General features: G+C 64.2%; 17 protein-coding genes. 8 read left to right on the plus strand and 9 right to left on the minus strand.

Translation table 11 applies throughout. From position 1 onward, the window contains the following. The first annotated feature begins 79 nt into the window (after positions 1 to 79). Both ACFULV_RS20850 and ACFULV_RS20855 read left to right on the plus strand, forming a co-directional pair. Positions 80 to 1369 (plus strand): hypothetical protein, encoded by a 1290-nt coding sequence (locus ACFULV_RS20850; RefSeq protein WP_378658958.1) that lies wholly within the window; start codon positions 80 to 82, stop codon positions 1367 to 1369. Next, positions 1366 to 2019 carry a GDSL-type esterase/lipase family protein gene (locus ACFULV_RS20855; protein ID WP_378658961.1) on the plus strand — a complete coding sequence of 218 codons (654 nt, stop codon included), beginning with the start codon at positions 1366 to 1368 and terminating at the stop codon, positions 2017 to 2019. Before ACFULV_RS20850 ends, ACFULV_RS20855 begins: the two co-directional genes overlap by 4 nt. Positions 2020 to 2135: 116 nt before the next feature. Here the strand turns inward: ACFULV_RS20855 and ACFULV_RS20860 are convergent, their stop codons facing one another. The 8 genes from ACFULV_RS20860 to ACFULV_RS20895 all read right to left on the minus strand — a co-directional run bounded on the left by ACFULV_RS20860 (position 2136) and on the right by ACFULV_RS20895 (position 9937). Further along, a complete protein-coding gene (locus ACFULV_RS20860) occupies positions 2136 to 2825 on the minus strand; it encodes a phosphotransferase (protein WP_378658963.1) in 690 nt (229 codons plus the stop codon). A 2-nt stretch (positions 2826 to 2827) separates the two neighbouring features. Next, on the minus strand, positions 2828 to 3643 hold the full coding sequence (locus ACFULV_RS20865; protein WP_378658966.1) for a class I SAM-dependent methyltransferase: 816 nt from the start codon (positions 3641 to 3643) through the stop codon (positions 2828 to 2830). A gap of 29 nt (positions 3644 to 3672) precedes the next feature. Further along, complete coding sequence (locus ACFULV_RS20870) at positions 3673 to 4194, minus strand: hypothetical protein (protein ID WP_378658969.1); 522 nt, start codon at positions 4192 to 4194, stop codon at positions 3673 to 3675. A gap of 50 nt (positions 4195 to 4244) precedes the next feature. Further along, entirely contained in the window at positions 4245 to 5279 is a 1035-nt protein-coding gene (locus tag ACFULV_RS20875) for a hypothetical protein (protein ID WP_378658971.1), read from the minus strand. Further along, positions 5276 to 6994, minus strand: a complete 1719-nt coding sequence (locus tag ACFULV_RS20880; RefSeq protein WP_378658974.1) for a carbamoyltransferase — start codon at positions 6992 to 6994, stop codon at positions 5276 to 5278. The genes ACFULV_RS20875 and ACFULV_RS20880 overlap by 4 nt, the downstream gene beginning before the upstream one ends. Beyond that, a complete protein-coding gene (locus ACFULV_RS20885) occupies positions 6991 to 7944 on the minus strand; it encodes a thymidylate synthase (protein WP_378658976.1) in 954 nt (317 codons plus the stop codon). Before ACFULV_RS20885 ends, ACFULV_RS20880 begins: the two co-directional genes overlap by 4 nt. Continuing rightward, positions 7941 to 8966 carry an NAD-dependent epimerase/dehydratase family protein gene (locus ACFULV_RS20890; RefSeq protein ID WP_378658979.1) on the minus strand — a complete coding sequence of 342 codons (1026 nt, stop codon included), beginning with the start codon at positions 8964 to 8966 and terminating at the stop codon, positions 7941 to 7943. The genes ACFULV_RS20885 and ACFULV_RS20890 overlap by 4 nt, the downstream gene beginning before the upstream one ends. A gap of 491 nt (positions 8967 to 9457) precedes the next feature. Then, positions 9458 to 9937, minus strand: a complete 480-nt coding sequence (locus tag ACFULV_RS20895; protein WP_378658982.1) for a DNA-directed RNA polymerase subunit beta — start codon at positions 9935 to 9937, stop codon at positions 9458 to 9460. Between the two features lie 851 nt (positions 9938 to 10788). On the opposite strand from ACFULV_RS20895, the gene ACFULV_RS20900 reads away from it, so the two are divergent. Together ACFULV_RS20900 and ACFULV_RS20905 are read left to right on the plus strand one after the other, a co-directional pair. Further along, entirely contained in the window at positions 10789 to 11019 is a 231-nt protein-coding gene (locus ACFULV_RS20900) for a hypothetical protein (protein WP_378658984.1), read from the plus strand. 306 nt (positions 11020 to 11325) lie between these two features. Beyond that, positions 11326 to 12213: an exodeoxyribonuclease III gene (locus ACFULV_RS20905; protein WP_378658985.1), complete on the plus strand. Its 888-nt coding sequence runs from the start codon at positions 11326 to 11328 to the stop codon at positions 12211 to 12213. 843 nt (positions 12214 to 13056) lie between these two features. Here ACFULV_RS20905 and ACFULV_RS20910 read toward each other — a convergent pair. Further along, positions 13057 to 13695 (minus strand): TetR/AcrR family transcriptional regulator, encoded by a 639-nt coding sequence (locus ACFULV_RS20910; protein WP_378658988.1) that lies wholly within the window; start codon positions 13693 to 13695, stop codon positions 13057 to 13059. A gap of 234 nt (positions 13696 to 13929) precedes the next feature. Here ACFULV_RS20910 and ACFULV_RS20915 point away from each other — a divergent pair, with 234 nt between their 5' ends. From ACFULV_RS20915 to ACFULV_RS20930, 4 genes are all read left to right on the plus strand, one after another. Further along, positions 13930 to 14877, plus strand: coding sequence for an alpha/beta hydrolase (locus ACFULV_RS20915; protein ID WP_378658990.1), 948 nt, complete (start codon positions 13930 to 13932; stop codon positions 14875 to 14877). A 77-nt stretch (positions 14878 to 14954) separates the two neighbouring features. Continuing rightward, complete coding sequence (locus tag ACFULV_RS20920) at positions 14955 to 16583, plus strand: flavin-containing monooxygenase (protein ID WP_378658993.1); 1629 nt, start codon at positions 14955 to 14957, stop codon at positions 16581 to 16583. Beyond that, positions 16580 to 18232 carry an AMP-binding protein gene (locus ACFULV_RS20925; protein WP_378658995.1) on the plus strand — a complete coding sequence of 551 codons (1653 nt, stop codon included), beginning with the start codon at positions 16580 to 16582 and terminating at the stop codon, positions 18230 to 18232. Before ACFULV_RS20920 ends, ACFULV_RS20925 begins: the two co-directional genes overlap by 4 nt. Before the next feature lie 116 nt (positions 18233 to 18348). After that, positions 18349 to 19788 carry an MDR family MFS transporter gene (locus tag ACFULV_RS20930; protein WP_378658997.1) on the plus strand — a complete coding sequence of 480 codons (1440 nt, stop codon included), beginning with the start codon at positions 18349 to 18351 and terminating at the stop codon, positions 19786 to 19788. Positions 19789 to 19830: the final 42 nt, after the last annotated feature.

The following is a 19830-nucleotide window of genomic DNA, read 5'->3' on the forward strand; positions in this document are numbered from 1 at the left end:
TCACTTACAGCGAAATGCTGAAACCTTGGGGGCGGCGATGATACGAGGGCGGGGGTGGACCGGCTTCGAAGCAGCTGCGTTGCAAGAGGCGATGCGTAGATCGAACCGAGAGTTCGCCGCGCTGTTGGGTGTTGAGACGACCACGATCAACAATTGGCGTGCGGGACTGAGCGCGGTCAGACCCCGGTCCAAGGCGCAAGCGATCCTCGATACCACCTACCGACAACACGCCAGCCCAGAAGATCGGTTGCGGTTCGATCAAATCGTGGCCGAAGGCGAAGCGGCGTGGCGGCGACGGCACCGACCTCAAACCCTGCAGCCAGCCGCTACAACGCGTCCTGGCACCGGCCCGGCGTCGAACGGCCCGAGCGGTGTCTCGCACGAGGACGGCATTTTTGAGTTGCGGCGGGTCCTTATGGGCTCCATTCCGAGCACCCCACCTGGCACCGAGTTGGAGTTCACGGCTGCGGTTCCCCACGTCTGGGACTTATTCTTCTCAGCTCGGTTCAGCGAAATGCAGCGGATACTCCCTGGCGTCCTGGCAAGCGCGTACAACGCAATCGAGGACACCGGGGGCGAGTCTCGATGCCAGGCAAATGTTTCGCTTGCCCAGTTGCTTCATGCCACCTCTAACCTCCTGGGCTATGCAGGTCAGACGGACTTGGCATCCCTGGCGCTTCTCCGCGCGGATCAGTTCGCGGCTGAGAGCGGAGATGACCTGACTCGCGCTGCGATCAAAGGGTCCCAGTCATGGCTGCTGGCCAAAAACAATATGTACGACGACGCGGTCGCCCATGCCGAACGAGCGGCTGCCGAAATCGAGCCCCGTTTGTCCACAGCTACACCTCGCCATGTCGCCATCTGGGGAGAACTTCTCTGCTATGCCGCCTTCGCGGCCTCACGATCAGGGGACTACCGCGAAGCGCAGAGGTACCTCCGTCTATGCGACGCAGCGGGAACTCAGCTGGAAGACGCCTATACCGATAGGCCCGAGGTGTCCAACGTGTTCGGTCGCACCTCGGCCGCTAGTTTTGGTGTTATCAACGAGATGGGGGCCAGTCGGCCGCATGAGGCTCTGAAACTCGCGGCTGCTGTCAGGAGCGGCGGCTCCGGAATCCCGCCCACCCTCCAAAGTCGCAGGCTCATCAACGTTGCCCAAGCCCAGATCCACAGCCAAGATGATGCGGGAGCCGTTGGCACCCTGCGCGACGCTTGCGCGCTGGCACCGGAATTCGTTGGTCACATCCCGCTGGCACACACTCTGACCCATGAGCTACTGGCCCGTCGAGGTCGGCAACGGCTGGACGGGCTCGACGATGTGGTCAACTACCTCGGCCTATCCGCCCAACCTCTAGGAATCCAACCTTGATTGTCAACCCTGATGCCTTTACCGTCTTGTGCTTCGGTGACTCCAACACCTTCGGCCAACCGGCTGAAGGACGCGGTCGCTGGCCAGTCGACGTGCGCTGGACAGGACGGCTACAGCAACGTCTGGGTAGCGGATACGCCATCATCGAGGAAGGTCTCGGCGGCCGGACCACTGACCTGAATGATCCCGATCGTGACGACCGCAACGGCCGTACATACTTTCAACCCTGCCTGCGCAGCCACTCACCCTTGGACATGGTCGTGATCATGTTGGGAAACAACGATCTCAAGACCAAATTCGGGCGACAACCAGATGCGGTCGCCGCCGCCCTCGAGGGCTATCTCGGCAACATCGAGCGCACGGCCTGGACCCGCAACGGCGCGGTTCCTGCGGTATTGCTGGTTAGTCCGATTCATCTCGACGCGAGCCAACCCAATTTCGCAGAGCAAAATTCCGAGTACGACGTTGACTCGGTATGCAAATCACGTGAACTCGGTGATGCGATACGTCGCGTCGCCGTCAGGCGCGGAGTCTTGTTCGCCGACGCGGCTACGGTGGCGCGGCCGGGTATCGACGGCGTCCACCTGAGCCGTGACTCACACGAATCGCTGTCACTGCTGGTAGCCGAGAAGATCGAAGACTGTCGTTAGTCGAGCTGCAAGGCAGCGAGTGGTGCTCGCCGCGGGTCGGGCGTTCGGTGGCCGCGCGGCTCGGACCGTCCGACCTGAGCTGACACCACCGACGAGTACGGGTGGTGTCAGCTCCTTTACCAGCCCCGAGGCCGGACCGTTGGCCAGTCGTAGGTATAGCCGTGGCGGCCCAGATAGCGGCTGGTGAGTCGGTGGTGGATCTCGGTGTAGAGCTGAAGCCGACGAATGTCGCAGTGGGCGTTCGCGGTGCCGATGGTCTGTGTGTTGTAGCGGTTCAGGGTGTTCTCAATGAGGTCGAGTGTCAGCGGCCCATGGGTCATCGCGGCACTGACGACGAGTTTCGCGAGGTCGTAGCCGAACGGTGCCAAGGTCAGGTCATCGAAGTCGATGATGGCGACCTGGTTGTCTATCAGGATGAAGTTGCGGATGTTGCTGTCTTTGTACAGGGCGCACGGTAGTTCGGCGAAGGCGAAGTCCTCTGGCAGCACTGTTGAGCGGGGCGAGACGAAGTCGACCAGTCTCAGCGCCGTTGTCGCCTCGAATGGCTGGTCGAGTTGCCCCGCATGTAGGTGTCGGGTGTAAGCGGCGGTGTGGAGATCTCCGAGGGCGGCAGCGACCACTGGTAGGTCCGCAGGCACAGGTTGGCGTCCCTCCAGATGTTCGAGAACCATTCGTGTGCAGGCGACCTCGTGCAGTTGCGGAATGCGCACAGGGGCATTGAGGCGGCGTAGCCAATCGTGATGTGCGCGAGCCGATTCTGCGCGACTCGGTGACGCATAGTGTTTGACGAAGGTTGTCGCGCTCATGGTTAGCCGCTCGCGGCGATGTAGGTGACGGTCGAGGTGGCCGTGAGTGGCTGATCGTGAGTCCGCCGTCGCAGCTCGGCCGCGAGGTCGCCTGGGTCGGTTCCCAGCCACTGGGGCAGTTGATATTTGGGGATGGTGACTGCGTAGGCGGCGAGGTGGTCGAAGTCGGTGAACCGGAACGTGTGGTCGCGGTGGATGACCTCGGTGACCTCGAGGCCGGTTGCAACAATGTCGGCGGCGTTGGCGCTGTGAAAGGTTTCGTACAGACTCGGTCGGCTGGTCGCGTGCGGGTCGAGGCCGGTGTCGACCATGAGTTGGTCGATCTCGTGGTAGCTGTCGACTGATTTGGTGGACAGAATCGCCCGGCCGCCCGGTGCGAGGCAGCGCGCGATCTCGGCGATGACATCAGCGGGGTGCGTGGAGTGGTAGAGGCAGAACGCCGCCACGAGGACATCGACGCTGGTGTCCGGCAGTAGTAGGTGGTGGAAGTCGCCGCGCACAGTCTCCACTGTGAATCCGAGGTCGACGGCGCGTTTGGCGACGGTGGCCAGGAATGCCGAGGAGATGTCGACGACAGTGTGACGGGAGGGTGTGAGGGATTCTGCGAGTGCGAGGGTGACTGTTCCTCGGCCGCACCCGATTTCGCACACAGTCGGATGTTTCGGTGCGTGGTGTGCGGCGAGGTTGACGATGGTGGCGGTCGCGTTGTCGCCGCCGGTTTTGGCGGTGAGCAACGCGCTGGTGCGTTGCTGGGTGCGCCCGGCGTCGGCGTAGAGGCCCGCGACGGTGGCGGGGTCGGTGAAGGGGGTGGAGGTCATGGACGGTTCGCCTCCGAACTGTTTCGGTGTCAGCTGGTGGTGGAAGTTTGAGCGCGCAGGCGGGCGAGGTAGCGTGTGGCTTGGCGGCGGCTGGTCAGCGTGACCAGCTCGACGTGATTGCCGTGTTCGGCGATGAGCTCGCGCACGCGGGGGCGCATCTGGGCGCGGTAGCCCCAGATGTAGCGCAGGAATCCCCAGGTGATGCGGTCGTAGACGCCGTCGCGGTGTTGACCGCCCCGGTAGCGCCAGCGCCGTTGCAGCACGCCGGTGATGCAGGTGACTGCGGGCAGGTCGAGGAAAATGACGGTGTCGGCCGCGGCGAGTCGAATCGGCAAGGTGCTTGCGTAGTTGCCTTCGATCAGCCAACGCGGCCCGGCGACGAGGCGCTGTTGGATGGCCTGGAATTCTTCGGCTGGCAGGGGTGTCCAGTCGGCGTCGTAGTAGATGGCGTCGAGGTGGGTCAGCGGGAGCTCGAGTAGGGCGGCGAGCCGGTTGGCGAGGTGAGTTTTGCCGCTGCCGCCGCAGCCGATGATCACGATTCGCTGGTCCACGCCCGGCGACCTTACCTGCCCCGAATCCGGCGGTCCGGGCGGCTGGCCGGTCATGACTGGACCCCGATTCGAGAAAAGGCTTTGTCGAGGGTGTCGAGTTGGCGGGAGAGCCGGAAGATATCGAGCTTGGCCAGGCATTGCGCTAGGAGATCGGCATGTGCCGAAGTTCCGGCGATGCGCCGCAATGCCGCCAGTTCGGTGGTGATGTGGGCGGCGCTCGTGACGTGCAGCTGGGTGGGAGTGAAGTGGGGTGCGCTGCGGACGTACGCGGGGGTCAGCGGCAGGCATCCGGCGAGGACGGCTTCGGGTAGGCGCTGGGTCATCTGACCGACTGCGGCGTAGCGGTCGGGCAGCAGCAACACCGTGGCCAGCGAGTCGCCGTGGATCTGGGCGACATGGGGGAACGGGACCCGGCCGATGAATCTCACGTGGGGCCATCGGCGGGTGTCGGTCCATTTGCCCGCGACGAGGCAGTCCTGGCGTTCACTGGCCGGGGTGGCGAAGTAGGTGTCGAAGGTGTCATCGCGGTCGTATTGGTTACCGACGTAGGCCAAGCTCAACGGTCGAGCCTGCCGCGAGAGCGTGTCTGGATCGGCGGTGTCGAGTGCGGCGTCGGCGACCGGGAACAGCAAGCTGACCGCGCCCTCGGTGGGATGCAGTGCCGCCTCGCACACGGTGACCTGGGGTGTGTGGCGTAGCGGATGACCGGCCGGTAGTTGCAAGTCTTTGTCCCACACGATCGTGGGCAGCCCGCGTCGCAGGGTGTAGTGGTCGAGCAGTTGGTGTTGTCGGTGCAGATCGCAGGTATGGCCACGGGTACCGCAAGGTGTGGTGTTCCGCCGGGGGATCGGCCACCGCCACTCCAGAAACAGCGCGTCGAGCTCTGGAAGCCCGGCGTCCCAGGTGTAGGTGTGGGTGAGGTCGGTTCCGGCTTCGATCCTGTCGCGGTCGGGTTGGAGGAACACGATGTCGTGGCCGAGAGCGCGCAGGCCGTCGATGAGGGTTCGGCGGTGGCTGCGGCCTCCGTCCGGGGTATCGGTGATGCCGGGGCCGAGGAAGCCCCAGAAGCTGTAGCCGATTCTCATTTGCTCACCCACCAGTCTTCGAGCATTACCGCGTCCAGGCCGCTGGCGAGCATGCAGTCCAGTGCCATGTCGGGGGTGCCGCAGATCGGTTTGCCTTTGACGTTTAGGGAGGTGTTGATCAGGACCGGAATGCCGGTGATTTTGGCGAACTCGGTGATGACCTCTGCCAGGAACGGGTTCTGTCTCTCGGTGAGGGTTTGTACCCGGGCGGTGCCGTTGGCGTGCACGATCGCCGGGATCTGTTCGCGCGCGAGATCGGTGACCGATGAGGCGATCGACATGTACGGCGCAGGTTGGGGCAGAGTGAAGTAGTCCGACGCGGTAGCGGTGAGCGTGACCGGTGCGAACGGCCGGAACGGCTCCCGGAACTTCACGGTGTCGTTGAGTTGCTTGACGACCTCGGGGTTGGCCGGCGAAGCCAGGATCGACCGGTTGCCCAGAGCACGAGGTCCCGCCTCGAGTCGCCCGCGGAACACTCCGACGACGGCACCGGCGGCGAGCGCGCCGGCCAGATACTGTGCCGGGTGGGTGGGTTTGGTCGCGGTCAACCCGGGCCGGGGATTCTTCGACAGCACGACATCGCCGAAGGCGGGCCCGAGGTAGCAGCGGTCCTGAATTCCGGTGGCCAGTTTCCCCGTGCGGTCCAGATGCGCAGCGGTGGCGGCACCGATCGCGGTGCCGGAGTCGCCGGGAGCCGGTGGCACGTGCACTTCGTCGAACAGCCCGGATTCGACGATCTTGCCGATCGCCACGCAGTTGGCTGCCACGCCTCCTGAAATACACAGCAACCGTGCGTCGGTCAGCCCGCGAGCGCGCACCGCAAGGTGCACCATGACCTGTTCGGTGCGTTCTTGCAGGGCTGCGGCCAGGTCGCGGTGAACCTCTTCGATTGGTCCGTTGTCGCGAGGCGGGCAGCTGCGGGTGATGAACTCGGTACTGACCCGCGCGAAACGGCGCGAAAGGACCCGCACCGGGAACAACTCGGGGTTCAGAGTGAACCCGGTGTCGGTGATCGGAATAGCGTCGCTCATCAGATCCCGGAATCGGTCGGGGTCACCGAGGGCCGCCAAAGCCATGACGGTGCCCTCCTCGTCACCGCGACGCCAGCCAAGGTGTTCGGTGACCGCACCGTAGGCGTAGCCGAGAGAGGCTGGATCGTCGATGGCGTCGATGATGTCGTAGGTGCATCCGCCGCCGGGAGTGCGGTGGGCGCGAGCGATGGTGGTGGTTTGGATCTCGCCGAGACTGTCGACCACCAACACGGCGGCGTCGTCGTAGCCCGAGGACGCGAACGCATACAGCCCGTGCGCGCGGTGATGCAGGATCTGCGAGCTCGACGCGTGCGGGAACAGTCGTTCCAATCGTTTTGTGCGAGCGCGTGTTCGCGCCGCAACTCGTGCGAAGCTCGCTGCGCGCGGTAGCGCCCTGCCCCGTGTCTTCGGGTCTGTGAGTTGGTGACGCAGCTGCCGGGTGGCGGCGAGGTAGCCGGGGGCGCGGAAGTTGTAGGTGACGGTATCGATCAGTTCCGGGACGAGATCGCTTTCCTCGAGCAGCCAGTCAACGGCATGGGTGGGGTAGTCCCTGGTGTGTTTGTTGTCGTTGAGGCGTTCTTCTTCGGCGAACCCGAGGAGGTGGCCGTCGAGGATCAACGCGGCAGCGGAATCGTGTGTCCAGGAGCAGAACCCGAGGACCGCGCGAGGGGCGTTGAAGTTCATGATGCGTGGGCTCCTTGCTCCGCCTGGATGGATGCCAGGTGGTCGTACCAGCGCTCCAGAGCACGCGCGAGGTCACTGTCGGTGTGAGCGAGCAGGGTTCGGGCGTGGTCGCGGTGGCCGGTGGTCCAGGCTCGGTAGCTGGCCAGGATGTCGGCGAATGCCGACCATGCCCCGGTCAATCCGCGAGTGGGCGGCGCGGTGATCGTGTTGCGCAGCACCTGGTCGGCGATGTTCCACGGGATCGCTACTTCCGGCATGACCGGGGAGGGGTCGGGATCGTGGGCGAATTGTTCGGCGGCGCTGGCGTGTTCGGTGTAGAGGTGTAGCGAGTCGATGTGGTGGTGGTATTCGCCCAACTCGGCACCGAGCCACCCGGCCAGTAGCTCCTGGATCAACGTGTTGGTGAAGATGTCGTAGGGAAACCCGAGCCACACATCTTGGCTGCGCATGGTGGTGTGCATGTGCAGGCGCCCTCGCCGCAGGTAGAACCGGTAGCCCAGGGTGCAGGGGACATCGCGGTGCCCGCGAGTGTCGCGTTGCGGGTCGTAGAGCTGGATGACCGCCTGGCGGGAGTCGGGGTCTTGTTGGAGCAGCTGTCGGGTCCGGTCGAGCTGGTCGATGCCGTTCCATCGGCGCATTCGCGGCCCGTACGCGCCACGCAGGATCCCGTCGTCGGCGTAGCGGGTCAATGCACGGTTGTACTGGAAGATCCAGTCGTCGTCAGAACCGGACAGGATCCATATTGCCTCGGCGACTGCGAAGGCCGGATTGAGCAGCCGCAGCGGAGGTACGTCGACGAACCGTCGTCGTGGCTGGGTCAATCGCAGGTGCGCGCCGAGGATTTCGGTGGTGGCCATGCCACGAGGGCTGACCGGCTCGCCGAAATCAGTGATCGCGCGGCACGCGGACGTGAACAGGGTGTTGGCGTTGTCGGCGGTGAGCACGATCATCGCAACACCACCTCACCGACCGATGGCTCGGAAATTGATTGTGGGGATGGTTGTTTGACCATCCAGTCCAGCTGGCGCGCAATCCCGTCACGCAGCTCGACGCGCGGTGAGTACCCGAGCAATGCGTGCGCCCTCGTGAGGTCGGCGCGCGTCGCTTCGACGTCGCCGGCCCGGGGTGCTTCCATTGTGAGGGGCACTTTGCGGCCGGTGATCTGTCCGACCACGGAGATCAGTTCGAGCATCGACACGCTGGAACCGCCACCGACATTGACAGTCTCGGCTCCGACCTCTCCCGGGATCGCTGCCGCGGCGAGGGTCGCGGCGACGATGTCGTCGACGTAGGTGAATTCCCGTGACTGCTGGCCGTCGCCGTAGAGCGGAACCGGAACCCCCGACAGCACTGCCGCCAGGACACGCGAGATCGCCATATCGGATCGTTGACGTGGGCCGTAGACGGTGAAGTAGCGCAACGCGACCACGCTTGTGCTGGTGTCTGGTCGCGCCGCGTGCGCCATGCACAGGTGTTCGGCGGCGAGTTTCGTCGCGCCGTAGGGCGACATGGGATAGGTCGGGTCGCTTTCCGTGCTCGGGCCCGAAGTCTGCCCATAGACACTTGACGACGATGCCAGTACCAGCCGGGGGACCTGGGCGCGTTCGCAGGCGGTGAGTAGGCATTGGGTAGCAACGACGTTGGACGCTGCGTAGTCGCGGAACCTCTCGTCCCATGAATCTCGAACGCCGGGCACCGCAGCCAGGTGGAACACGATTCGGGCGCCGGAGATCAACTCGTCGAGCTCGTCGAGCTCGTCGGTTGCCAGGTCAGCTTGGTGGAAGGCCAGGTTGGGATTGGTGAGCGCGTCGGCGAGATTGCGGGCAGCGACAGGATCTTTGTGCACCGACCTGCGGTCGATCGCGATCACTTCGGTGCCGTGAGCGAGAAGCGCGTCGGTCAGGTGGGAGCCGATGAATCCGGCCGCGCCGGTGACGACGACTGGGCTCAGGGTGAGCGGTGTGGTGGTCAATGGGTGCCTCTACTTTCGATCGCGCTGCCAGGCAGCCTGTCGGGTGTGTGGTGCTCGTTGGTGTGAGCGGAGAACAGCTCACACAGAGTCGCTTTCGTAGCGGTGTCGTTAGGAGTAGGGGTGTGAGCGGCGATCTGGGCGAGGGATCGATCCCTTGTCCAGCAACCGGTCCACGAGTTGGGTCAACTCCTCGGCGGTCGTGAGGGGTCTCATGTCCTCACCGGGGCAGGCGCGGAGGTCATTCAGTTGGTCGGAATGCCCCGTGATTCGTGCAGGTCAGGGCAGTAAAAACAAGCGCTCGTTCGGGAGGCGCGGGAGCCCGGCGCAGTGACCGGAGTCGACCGTCACCGTGCAGGGTGTGCGGGCGGCGATGTCTTGCACGAAAACGAGGGCAGCGGTCAGGCAGGCAGCGAAATCCATTCGCAAGCTAGGGAACTGGATGGTGAGGTGGACATCGGGTTCCTCCGGGCGCGGGGACCCACCGTCGGGTGTCATCGGGAGTGCTGGCCCTGTAGGCAAGCTCGGGCGCATTCGAGGACAACTGCTCCGGATGGCCGGAACTTGCTAATGGCCGGGGATATCCACGTGCGAGCCATCAGCGCGTCCGGCACGGGCGAGGGCAACGCGATGTCGCCCTCACGGATCACGACCACCCGCGCTCGCCAGAGGTGGGCCACGACGGCGGGGTCACCGATCGGGCGGATGTCGGACCTCACCAGGAATGTCCACATTCCGGCGCGGGGGTGGCCGATGATCGGCAACGGCGCGACACCACGCACATCGAGGGCGGTTTCGACCCGTTGTGCCAGCTCGGTGGGCATCATCACCGCGCCGACGAACCCGGCCTTCATCGTGATCCGCCCGGTGTCGGGGTCGATCACGGTGGGCAGTGAGCACTCGTGCCGGTAGAACTCGCACCGTGAGCGGGGTGTCTCGGTGTAGGCCGTGGGCGGTGGGCCGGTCTGTGTCACCGGGACTCCTCGGGTATTGGAGTCGTCGGGGCCTGGGGCCCTGGGGTGTCGACCGTTGGCAGGGTGGGCGCGGTGGCGAGGAAACCGGCTTCGCGCATCGCCTCGAGAGTGTTGACAAGATCAATCCGTGATCGTCCGCAGGCGGTTGTGGCCTCAGTGAGTGAGTTGGCTGAAGGGCGCGCGCTGCTAGCACCGGATGAATGGTCACGCCTCACCGCGGTGGATTGCGAGTGCAGCTCGTCGGAATGTGTCATGTGCGGGCTCCCTAATGGCGTTGCCGACAACGAGGGGTACCTGGCCAGCGGCTTCGCTTCGGGTGCCCCGGGATCGGGTCCTGTGTTCAATCGTTGCCTGCCCGCGGCATCGCTAGGAACCGCACAGCGGTGGCGTACCGGTGGCATTTCCCGGCCAGATACGGGGCGCACGGGAGTCGCTGGACTGCGTAAGCGCCCAGAACGTATGACGTGCGTTCGCCGTTGAACTGGGTGGGCCGCGTTCGACGCCGGTTTCAACGACGCTGCTCACAGCTCTTCGTCTACGGCGAGAGAGGCCGGCGACCGGGCGCTCGAAGCGAATGCGCTCGTGCACGTTGCCTACGCAACCAACGATCGCGATGCTGCCGACGCGGCCTGCGACGCACTCGGAACCAGCGCACCCCCGAAAGCGGTGGCGCTACTGGAATCGCCGCGAGTGCGGTCACGCGCACGCAGCGGCGACCGCGACGGCGTGGCTCGCGCTCTCGACATGGTCAGGGACGCGCTCCAGAGCGACACCGGTTCGGACCCGGAACCGAGCTGGTATTCACGGATCGACGACAGGGAGCTCGACATCATGACCGGCCGGTGTGGTCGGTGCTCCGCGAACCGGGAAAGGCCACACCACCGTTGGTGCAAGCCCTCGACGGCTACCCTGCGCACTGGGCTCGCGACCGAGCTCTCTACCTGTCGTGGCTGGCCGACGCGTGCCTGGACGCGGGCGATCCCGAGTCCGCGATTGCCACCGCCGATACCGCTTTGGATCTCGCGACCACCGTCGCATCTGCCCGGCCGTTGATCAGAATCCGCGAGTTTGCTCAGCGGTGAGTCGGTAGGGGCGTCGCTGGCGGGCCCGAACTCCTCGCCCGCGCGAGAGGGGCGCGCGCGCCATCCGAACGAGTTCCGAACATCCGCGCCTGCTAGTCCGCCGCCGGTGCCCGCCCCCTTGGGCGCCTGTTCGGTAGACGTTCGATTTACGAACACGAGCAACGTGCCGTTGGGGGAGGCGAGAACACACGGTCCCATCCATCGGCTTGCGCGAGGGAAGCCAGTTCGCCGACCTCCCCGGCCCCACCGAGGTCGCGTACCGGAGCTGCCCGAGCGGGTGACGGGGGACTCCGGCACAGTGTTGCCATGGGTTCGTCGGTCTCTGATTCTCTCACTGTCGCCACATTCAACGTGAACGGAATCCGCGCGGCACGTCGTCGTGGATTCGACCAGTGGTTGCGGGCGCGGTCGGTCGATGTGGTCGCGTTGCAGGAGTTGCGTTGTCCCGCATCTGATGTGGGCACCTTCCCGGGCTATTCGGCGGCGGTGGACGTGGGTTCCGTGGCCGGTCGTAACGGTGTGGCCGTACTGACGAGGGTTTCCGCCGCTGCCGTGCGGACGTGGGTGACCCACCCACCCAGGGCCCGCGGACTCGGTGAGTTCGCCGCACAGGGACGCTATATCGAGGTCGACCTGGCCGACCGACCGGTGACGGTGGCCTGTCTGTATCTCCCCAAGGGTGGTCTGCCCTCGCATCTCCAGCGCCCGGGATCTATGCGCGAACAGCCCGACGGTGGGGTCAAGTACGAACGCAAGCAGAGGTTCCTCGCTGCGTTCGCCCGCGAAGTGCACCGGAACCGGCTCGCGGCGCTGAGCGCGGGACGCGAGTTCGTCCTCACCGGGGATCTGAACATCGCGCACACCCGGCACGATGTGACCAACTGGCGTGCCGCCCGCACGATGGACGGATTCCTGCCTGCCGACCGCGAGTGGTTCAGTTCGATTCTCGGCACGCGCCGGCTCGTCGACGTGGTGCGACAGGTGCACGGCGATCGCCCGGGTCCACTCACCTGGTGGAGTTGGGCGGGTCAATCGTTCGCCAAGGATGTGGGTTGGCGAGTGGACCACCAACTCGCGACGCCCGGTCTCGCCCGCCTCTCCACGTCTGTCGTCGTCGACAAGGAACCGTCACCCGCTGAGCGGCTCTCCGATCACGCCCCACTCGTGGTGACCTACTCGGCAATGCCTGACTGAGAAGGCTGGTTCCCTCGGCAGGACACGCAAAACATGGGCAACTGGAAAACGCCTGGTCATAGTCGATGGCTACTCGATCTGAGCTCCAGCACCAACCGCTGCGTGGGGGTCAGGGGTTCGAGTCCCCTTAGCTCCACAGAAATAGCACGTCAGGCCCGGTCTTGGACCGGGCCTGACGTGTTTTTCCGTGCTGCCCCCCGAAAACCCCCCGTTTTGGCCGTGTGTTTGATGGACGCCGCCTGCGGACCGCTCCGGCCGCAGTTCCGATCACTACCGTTGTCGCAGGTTCGATTCCTCGGCAGGACACGCAAAACATGGGCAACCGCAAAACGCCTGGTCATCATGGGTGACTACTCGATCTGAGCGTCACGCCGCGCTTGAGCTGGTCGAACGCGGGCGACCAGGGGTTCTGCTCTGGTCGACTGGTTGTCGAGGCGGATTTCGCCCTGGGGTGAGGAAGGATGCGGGATCCCCGCCAATCTATCCGCGGATCCCGTCTTCAGTGAATCCAGAGCGGGGCGTCATCTGATGGCAGGGCTACGGGCAACCTGTGCCCGGGCGGCGGCGTGCGTGTTGAGCGGACGCAGGTCCGGCCAAGCTGCTTTGCCCAGTTGCAGAGGTTCCGTCGAATGTGGCGCTGCTGTTCGTGCGGAGATCGGCGAGATTGCGGTCCGGCAGCCTGTGGAGCAATGATCGCGCCGCATTTGATCGTGGTAGTTCTCACAGTGCGACTCCGCCGATACGCGGCGGCGGGTATGAGTTGGCTCACTGCGGCGTCCACCGAACAACCGATGTAGGCCAGCCCGCTGGGCGTGCCGTCTCGCATGAGGGGATCGCCAGACCTCAGGGACCGGTGATCCACAGCGAGGCACACCAAATATCGGTCATCGAATCGAGATACGCGTCGTGGTCGGGATGGGACCGATCGGTCATCCAGTCGCGGCGCCCCACCTGGATGAGCTGGGCCATCAGAAGGCGAATCCGACGCCGCACCTCCGCACGGTCGGCGTCGGATTCGCAGCGCCCCAGCAATTCACGACAGATGTCGATCACTTCGTCGATTGTGTCCGGGAGCTCGGGGCAGTCTCGGTCGACCCGTCGGGCCTCCTCCCATGCGTCGGCCAATCCGACGTTCTCGAGCCACCATTGCGGCGCGTGCTCGAGCCATCGGCGCACCTCCGCTCGCGATCCGGAGACGAGCGCCTTGTCCAGTGATTGCCAGTAGTCAGTGGCGGTGGCGTCGAGCAGTCGGCGCATGACCGCTGTGAGAACCTCGGACTTTCCCGGAAAATGCAGATAGAAGGTCGCCCGGTTGACACCGGCGGCCTCCGCGATGTCGGCAACCGACACCCGCGAGTAGCTCGACTTCTCGAACACCTCGGCTGCTGCTCCGACGATGCGGTCGCGCGTCAAACGCTTTTGCTCCTCGCGCAACGACATACGAGGTTCCGGCGATCCGGCAGGCTTCGCGACAGCACCCATGCCCACATGTTACCGGTCGTCAACAAGCGGTCCGATATTTGGGGCAACATGATGTCGTTCTGCACGACACTGTGTTGACTGAACATCATGTTGTCGCTTACATTGGTTCATGTCGAGCGAAACGGACCACTCTCGGTGACGCCACCGACGTCTGCGACATCCCGTGACTTCGCGGCCCGGGCATCGACTCCGGCGACCATCGCGGCCTGCCTCCTTGAACCAAGGTGAACGAACATGACACTTGACGCCCCCACGGCAGCACTCGCCGAGCAGATACAGTCGATCGGGTTGCCCCTTTACTACGAGCTGACGCCGGAACAGGCACGGGCTCAGCTCGCTGCGGGCCGAGACCGAATGCCAGCTGGACCGCAGGTTCGGGCGATCCGCACCGAGTCCGTCCGCTCTTCAGGCGGGACCGGTTTCGACATTCGCATCTACTCCCACGAATCCGCTCCGACGGGCGTCATCGTCTACTACCACGGCGGCGGGTGGGTTCTCGGCTCTCTCGATGAATTCGATTCCACAGCAAGGCACATCGCGGTACTCACCGGCGCCGCAGTGGCCCTGGTCGATTATCGACTCGCACCCGAAAACCCCTTCCCCGCGGCACCGGAGGACGCCTGGTCCGCTCTGCTCTGGGTGGACGCGAACATGGAAATGGTGGCTGGCCGACGTGTCCCGATCGTCGTCGCGGGCGACAGTGCGGGCGGAAATCTCGCTGCCGTTGTGACACAACGAGCCTCACGCATCGGTGGGCCTGTCATTGCGCTTCAGGCTTTGGTCTACCCGGCTACCGATTCCGATTTCACCCGGGCGAGCTATCTCGCGCCCGAGAATCAGTTGTCCTTGAATTTGAACGCCATTCACTGGTTCTGGGACCACTACGCCCCGAATCTAGCGGATCGTGTCACTGCACTCGCCGCGCCGATTCGGACGACCGACCTGTCGGGGTTGCCCCCCGCGATCGTCCTCACCGCCGAGCACGATGTTCTGCGGGATGAAGGTGAGGAGTACGCCCAGGCGCTCGCCGAGGCCGGCGTTTCGGTCGACTTCCGTCGCTTCGACGGACAGATGCACGGCTTCTTCACCATGCACGGCGTGCTGCCGGGCGCGACCGCGGCAACCGAGTGGTTGTGCGCTCGTGTCGTTCACCATCTCGGGTGCGCAGCCTCGGCGTCCTGAATTGTTCCGCACCAAACCCTTACTGGCAATTGAGAAATATCCATGACTAGATCGATCCCGTTCGTGGAGGAACCCGCATGACCACATCGATCCCTTCCCATGTCGACGCCCTTGTTGTCGGCGCCGGGTTCTCCGGCATGTACCAGCTGCACCGGCTTCGGCAGCTAGGGCTGGACGTTCACGCAATCGAGGGCGGCGACGGCGTTGGCGGCGTTTGGTATTGGAACCGGTACCCCGGTGCCCGTTGCGACGTGCCGAGCCTGTCGTACTCGTATTCGTTCAGCCCCGAACTCGACCAGGACTGGAACTGGACGGAGAAGTACGCGACGCAGCCGGAGATCCTGCGCTACCTCGAGCACGTCGCGGATCGATTCGACCTGCGCAAGGACATGACCTTCGGGACCTGGGTTACTGACATGGACTTCGACGAGGGCACTGCCCGCTGGACCGTACGGACGGATGACGGCGCCACCGTCTCGGCGCGGTTCGTCGTGATGGCTAGTGGCGTGCTCACGAAGTGGAAGCAGCCCGAGGTTCCCGGTATCGACGACTTCGGAGGCGAGACCCACCACACCGCGCGATGGCCGCACGAGGGCGTCGACTTCACGGGTAAGCGCGTTGCTGTGATCGGTACCGGGTCGACCGGTATCCAGCTCATCCCGTTGTTGGCTGAGCAGGCACAACAACTGACTGTGTTCCAACGCACTGCCAACTTCGTCCTGCCCGCCTGGAACCGGGCGCTCGACACCAACGAGATCACCGAGGTCAAGGCTGAATACCCCGCGTGGCGCGAACTACAACGTTCTTCGCGTAGCGGGATACCGTCCACTCCTCCAACGGACTCGACGTTCGATGTCCATCCCAACCTCCGCAGGGAGCGCTTCGAGGCGGGCTGGAATTCGGGCTCAGTCCTCGGAGTCATCACCGCATTCAACGATATTCTCGCTGACGCCAGGGCCAACGAGGTGGCGTGTGACTTCATTCGCACGAAGATCCGCTCAATTGTCACCGATGCCCAGACTGCGGAGGACCTGTGCCCGGCTGGCTACGCCTACGGCACGAAGCGGCCCGCGCTTGGGACGAACTACTACGAGACCTATAACCGGGACAACGTCATGCTGGTGAACCTCCGACGCACGCCGATGGAGGCTCTGACCGCGTCCGGTGTCCGCACCACCGAGGCCGAGTACGAGTTCGACGCGATCGTGTTCGCGACCGGCTTCGACGCCCTGACCGGCGCCCTCACCCAGATCGACATCCGAGGACGAGGTGGCCGACTTCTGCGCGACAAGTGGGCAAATGGACCCCAGGTGCTACTGGGCCTGATGTCCGCGGACTTCCCCAACCTGTTCATGGTGACCGGGCCGACCGGCCCGGCCTCGTTCAGCAACAATGTCGTCGTCATCGAGCACGACGTGGAGTGGATAACCGATTGCATCGGCTATCTCTGCGCCAACGACATCCGAACCTTCGAGCCGAAACCCGACGCCGAGAGCTCATGGGTCCGACGAGTCACAGATATCGTTAACGGGACGCTGTTCGAGAACTCCGAATCCTGGTACACCGGAGCAAATGTCGCTGGCAAGGCCCGGGTTCTGCAGGCGTACCTCGGAGGGTTCGACAAATACAGTGCCTTGTGTGCGGAAGCCTCGTCGAACGACTACCAGTCGTTCGACGCCACTGCTGCAGTGGTGGCGACGGCATGACAAGGCCGACACCACTTGGAGCTCGGGCCGGGGCCGCCCTGAACACACCACTCACCCCTTTACGCTTTTTGGAGCGGGCGATCGAGGTGCACCCGGATGCGCCCGCAGTGATCGACGGAACCCGCCACTTGACGTGGGCACAGTTCGGAGCAGTCGTGACACGGCTAGCGCACGCGCTGCGCGCGTCCGGAGTCGAGGTCGGCGATCGGGTCGCGTACCTGTCCCCGAACTCCGTCGAGATGCTGGCTGCCCACTACGCGGTACCGCTCGTTCACGCCATCCTGGTCGCGATCAACACCCGACTGGCACCTGACGAGATTCGGGACCTCTGCGACCACTCGGGTGCGGTGCTGGTCGCGGGGGATGCAGCGCTTCTGACGCCACTCGGACGGGCGCCCGGCTTCGCGACCGTCCGCGAGATCGTCGAATTACCCGCCGCGGACGGCAGTTATCGGGATCTTGAAGGCACGACCCGGTACGAGACCCTCCTTTTCCGTGGTCACGACGAGCCGGTGCCGTACGAGATCGATGACGAGAATCGCATTATCGCCATCAACTACACGTCTGGAACAACCGGCCGCCCGAAGGGCGTGATGTACACGCACCGCGGTGCGTATCTGAGCTCGCTCAGCGAGCTACACCATCAGCGGTTCGATCGGTCCACGCGCTACCTGTGGTCTCTGCCGATGTTCCACTGCAACGGGTGGTGTCATACCTGGGCTGTGACCGCGTCGGCGGGAGCCCACGTGTGTCTGCGGGAGGTCCGCGGCGAGATCATGTGGGAGGTGATCGATCAGCACTCGATTACCCACATGGCAGGTGCCCCGATTGTGCTGGCGACGTTGGCATCCGCATCACAGGCACACCTGGTCCGTCGGCCGCTCGTGGCTGCGATCGCCGGTGCGCCACCGAGCCCTACCTTGATCGACCGCGTACGCAGCCTCGGTGTCGACCTCATCCACGTCTACGGCCTCACCGAGACCTACGGGCCGTACGCGGTCTGCGAGCCGAAGCCGGACTGGGATCACCTATCCAACGACGCACAGGCCAACCTGCTGGCGCGCCAAGGAGTCGGCCAACTCAACTCCGCACAGATGAGGGTGATCCGCCCCAAGAAGGGCCCTGCCGGGGAGTTGATCGACGTGGCCCCGGACGGCGCCGAGATGGGCGAGATTGTGATGCGGGGAAACTGCGTGATGGCCGGCTACTACGACGACCCCGAAAGCACTTCGACCGCATTCGTCGGCGGCTGGTTCCACTCAGGCGACCTCGGGGTGATGCACCCGGACGGATATGTGCGGCTGCTCGATCGCGCGAAAGACGTGATCATCTCGGGCGGCGAGAACATCTCGACGATCGAGGTCGAACAAGCGGTCATGAGCCACGCATCCGTCGCGAATGTCGCGGTCGTCGGCATCCCCGATGACAAGTGGGGTGAGCGCCCGAAGGCGTTCGTTGTGCCAGTTCCCGGGACCAACCTCACTGGTGAGGACGTGATCGCGCACGTGCGGTCGCGCATTGCCCCGTATAAGGCACCGGAGGTCGTCGAATTCGTCGTGGAACTGCCCACGACATCGACGGGAAAGATCCGTAAGAACGAGCTCCGCGAAGCGGAATGGTCTCGGTCACAAACTCGAATCCAGGGCTGAGCTCGGGCCGCGGCCTGCCAGTCGCAGATTTCCTGCTCGAATTGGACGTCGGTACTGAGTACTGCGTCGCGTCGTCGGATCGAGCCGCCCAATCAATGAGAAAGAACCAAAAGCCCATGCAAACTTTAGAAGCACAAGAGGTATCTCAACCGGCGCAAGGGGGAAGTCTCGCCCGCAAGGACAAGCTTTTGATCACGGTCCTGGTCGTCGCAGCATTTGTCATGATTCTCAACGAGACGATCATGAGCGTGGCCCTTCCCCGTCTGATGGTGGACTTGGACATCACTGCGAGTACAGCGCAGTGGCTGACCACCGGGTTCATGCTCACGATGGCGGTCGTGATTCCGACGACGGGTTACCTGTTCCAACGCTTCACACTGCGGCAGGTCTTCGCCGCGGCGATGACGCTCTTCAGCGTCGGCACACTCCTCGCAGCGTCCGCTCCCGGATTCGAACTCCTTCTGGCGGGTCGAGTGATCCAAGCCGGCGGCACCGCCATCATGCTCCCGCTTCTCATGACTACGGTCCTGCGCGTCGTTCCTGCGCACAAACGAGGAGCCATGATGGGGGTCATTTCCATCGTGATCGCCGTCGCTCCGGCGATCGGGCCCACCCTCTCGGGCGTGATCCTGCGCTCACTCGACTGGCGTTGGATGTTCTGGCTCGTATTGCCTGTCGCCCTTGCGGCATTCGCCATAGGCTCTGCGTTGGTCAAGAATCTCACGACTACCGGCGCAGCACCCTTCGATGGGCTTTCGGTTGTGCTGTCTGCGTTCGCATTCGGTGGCATCGTCTACGGACTCGGTAGCCTTGGACATTCCGCCGAAGGGTCGGGCGTGCCGGTGTGGATACCGTTGGTTGTTGGTGTCGTTGCTCTGGTTGTGTTCGTGCTTCGTCAGTTGTCGCGGCAAGAGGACGGGCGTGCGCTCCTGGATATGCGGCCATTCCTCACACCGACGTTCAGTATCGGACTGGCCATGTTGGCGATCAGCATGATGGCGCTGTTCGGTGCGCTGATCCTGCTTCCCCTGTATCTGCAGAACGTACTCGGCCTCGATACGTTGAAGACCGGCCTAGTGCTTCTTCCCGGTGGTCTGCTCATGGGCATTCTGGCACCGTTCGTCGGCATGGTATTCGACCGCGTCGGTCCCCGCCCGCTGGTCATCCCTGGCGTTGTTGTGGTCAGCGGTGCGTTGTGGCTGATGACGCTCCTCGACACGGCGACCGGCTTGCCGGTTGTCGTTGGGATCCATTCGATGCTGATGGCGGGTTTGGTATTGGTGATGACTCCGCTGATGACGTCGTCGCTCGGATCGGTTCCATCCGAGTTGTATTCCCACGGCAGCGCTATCTTCAATACCGGGCAGCAGTTGGCCGGGGCAGCGGGTACAGCACTGTTCGTCACGATCATGTCGAACACTACGACCTCGCGTCTCAGCGATGGGGTGGCTGCTGTGGCAGCTCAGCAGACGGGGATTCACACCGCTTTCGTCTGGGGTGGCTTCATTTCCCTGATCGCGATTGCCGGGTCATTTTTCATTCGAAAGCCCGCCTGATCAATGGCTCCCCGCCTACGACGGTCTGTGGGCCGAGCCGGA

The organism is Nocardia sp. NPDC057272, from assembly GCF_042668615.1.
In the GTDB taxonomy this organism is placed as follows: Bacteria; Actinomycetota; Actinomycetes; order Mycobacteriales; family Mycobacteriaceae; genus Nocardia.

Bases quoted from the DNA above. Each gene is read 5' to 3' on its own strand.
- ACFULV_RS20860 (WP_378658963.1), bottom strand. From the start codon at position 2,825: ATGAGCGCGACAACCTTCGTCAAACACTATGCGTCACCGAGTCGCGCA.
- ACFULV_RS20865 (WP_378658966.1), bottom strand. From the start codon at position 3,643: ATGACCTCCACCCCCTTCACCGACCCCGCCACCGTCGCGGGCCTCTAC.
- ACFULV_RS20875 (WP_378658971.1), bottom strand. From the start codon at position 5,279: ATGAGAATCGGCTACAGCTTCTGGGGCTTCCTCGGCCCCGGCATCACC.
- ACFULV_RS20880 (WP_378658974.1), bottom strand. From the start codon at position 6,994: ATGAACTTCAACGCCCCTCGCGCGGTCCTCGGGTTCTGCTCCTGGACA.
- ACFULV_RS20885 (WP_378658976.1), bottom strand. From the start codon at position 7,944: ATGATCGTGCTCACCGCCGACAACGCCAACACCCTGTTCACGTCCGCG.
- ACFULV_RS20905 (WP_378658985.1), top strand. From the start codon at position 11,326: ATGGGTTCGTCGGTCTCTGATTCTCTCACTGTCGCCACATTCAACGTG.
- ACFULV_RS20910 (WP_378658988.1), bottom strand. From the start codon at position 13,695: ATGGGTGCTGTCGCGAAGCCTGCCGGATCGCCGGAACCTCGTATGTCG.
- ACFULV_RS20915 (WP_378658990.1), top strand. From the start codon at position 13,930: ATGACACTTGACGCCCCCACGGCAGCACTCGCCGAGCAGATACAGTCG.
- ACFULV_RS20920 (WP_378658993.1), top strand. From the start codon at position 14,955: ATGACCACATCGATCCCTTCCCATGTCGACGCCCTTGTTGTCGGCGCC.
- ACFULV_RS20925 (WP_378658995.1), top strand. From the start codon at position 16,580: ATGACAAGGCCGACACCACTTGGAGCTCGGGCCGGGGCCGCCCTGAAC.
- ACFULV_RS20930 (WP_378658997.1), top strand. From the start codon at position 18,349: ATGCAAACTTTAGAAGCACAAGAGGTATCTCAACCGGCGCAAGGGGGA.